This is a genomic window from Verrucomicrobiota bacterium (assembly GCA_016871495.1).
Classification (GTDB): domain Bacteria; phylum Verrucomicrobiota; class Verrucomicrobiia; order Limisphaerales; family VHDF01; genus VHDF01.
Map to the genome: position 1 here is coordinate 1 of VHDF01000201.1, position 1,640 is coordinate 1,640.

The following is a 1,640-nucleotide window of genomic DNA, read 5'->3' on the forward strand; positions in this document are numbered from 1 at the left end:
CCGCGTTCGGCCAGGGCGACGAGGGCGCGGCTCATGGTCAGGTGCTGTTCCTTAGCCGTGCGCCGAACCGCGTCGACGAGAGTTGCCGGGATCGTCACGCTCTGTCGAACAGATCTTGCCGAAGCCGTCTTGCGTTGGGTTGCCATATCCTCAGGTTAGCGCATGCACCAGCGTGGTGCACATAGAACCCGAAAGACGCCATAGCGTTTAGCTACAGCCGCTGCTTCCGGATCGTCGGCCACTCGGAATCCAATTCACCTGCGAACCCGAACGTGCGCGTGCCGGTTTTTGAGCAGCCTCCCGGCCACAAAGATGTTCCGGTTTGCCCCCTCTGATTTCCGATCCCTCTCGGCGTGGATCTAGTGCCGGCGCCCGGCCAGCATGTCCTTCGGGCAGCGATAGAAGACCGCCGGATGCAAGCTAAGTTTGTCGCACAGTTTCCAGGCAGGCTCGTGCTCCAGCAACTGCCGCCTCGGGACGGCGAGCTTCTCATTGGGCGCGTGGCGCCGAGGTGGCTCTTTCACGCGCTCTTTGCTTTTGCGTTAAAGGGAGCGCGCCGTCTCCATTTCCAACTGAACCGGAACACCGCTCCGGCCCATCCAAGTTGGGGGACTAGTCAGTGGTTTCCTAGACGGCCAACTGGGCGGGCAATGGTTGTGACGTGAATTGTGACGCAACTATCGGATTCGAAATCCATTGTCCGGTTTCGTTACGGTTAGCCACCTCCACCGATTCGCGCATACAATCGAACACAGTCGAATCTGACAGAAGGGCACGTCGCCAATTGTAAGGCAGGCGCTCTAACCGGCTGAGCTAACCGCCCGCACCAAATTTCATTCTTTCACGCCGCCGCGCACTTGGAGCAGTCCCCGTAGAGGGTCACTTCGTGGCCTGTGACGCGGAAGCCGCGCGGGGCCAAATCCTGCACGTGCGGCAGGCAGGCCATGAGTTCATACACTTTGCCGCAGCCGCGGCAGTGGAAGTGATGATGGTGCGCTTTGCCGGCCACCTCGTAGTGGGTGTTGGCGCCGGGGAGCTCGACGGGTGTTAGCCAGCCTTCCTCCAGCAGCATCTTGATGTTGCGATACACGGTGGCGATGCCGAGTCCGCTCTTCTCGTGTTGGGCCAGTTCCAGAACCTGGGGCGGGTCCAACGGCCGGTCCGCCTTCAGGAAGGCCGCGCGGATGGCGCGGCGCTGGCTTGTGTCGCGAGTCTGGGCAGCGTCTTCTTTGCCTGTCATCAGACCAGCTCTAGCGCCCCATGATGATCGCAATGACCGTTGTGCGGATGGTGCAGGTGCCCGTCGACGAGATAGTCGACGTGATCGCCGTGCGGAACCGCCTCGTGCCCGCAGCCAGGGCCGTGCCGATGACCGGCGGCGTGACCGGCGCAGTTGTGGCCGCCCGGCGTGCATTCGACCGGATTGGCGGAGCTGACGCCGAGAACGTGTTCGTCGTAGTGATCCTCGTGCGGGCTGTGCAAGTGGCCGTCGTGCAGGTAGTCGACGTGACCATCATGGAGAATGGCCGTGTGGCCGCAGCCGGGACCGTGTTGATGGTCGTGGGGCGTGTGGGGGGTGTGGGTCATGATTTAGATGGGTTCCTTTCGTTTGGTGGTAAGAGTTCTGGCGAGCGGACGGT

The 1,640-nt window shown here is 62.0% G+C and carries 2 protein-coding genes; both read right to left on the minus strand.

Annotated elements, in window-relative coordinates:
• Nucleotides 1-841: 841 nt before the first annotated feature.
• Nucleotides 842-1,240 carry a transcriptional repressor gene (locus FJ404_19850; protein MBM3825099.1) on the minus strand — a complete coding sequence of 133 codons (399 nt, stop codon included), beginning with the start codon at nt 1,238-1,240 and terminating at the stop codon, nt 842-844.
• Complete coding sequence (locus tag FJ404_19855) at nt 1,240-1,587, minus strand: hypothetical protein (GenBank protein ID MBM3825100.1); 348 nt, start codon at nt 1,585-1,587, stop codon at nt 1,240-1,242. Before FJ404_19855 ends, FJ404_19850 begins: the two co-directional genes overlap by 1 nt.
• Between the last annotated feature and the right edge of the window lie 53 nt (nt 1,588-1,640).

Bases quoted from the DNA above. Each gene is read 5' to 3' on its own strand.
- FJ404_19850 (MBM3825099.1), bottom strand. From the start codon at position 1,240: ATGACAGGCAAAGAAGACGCTGCCCAGACTCGCGACACAAGCCAGCGC.
- FJ404_19855 (MBM3825100.1), bottom strand. From the start codon at position 1,587: ATGACCCACACCCCCCACACGCCCCACGACCATCAACACGGTCCCGGC.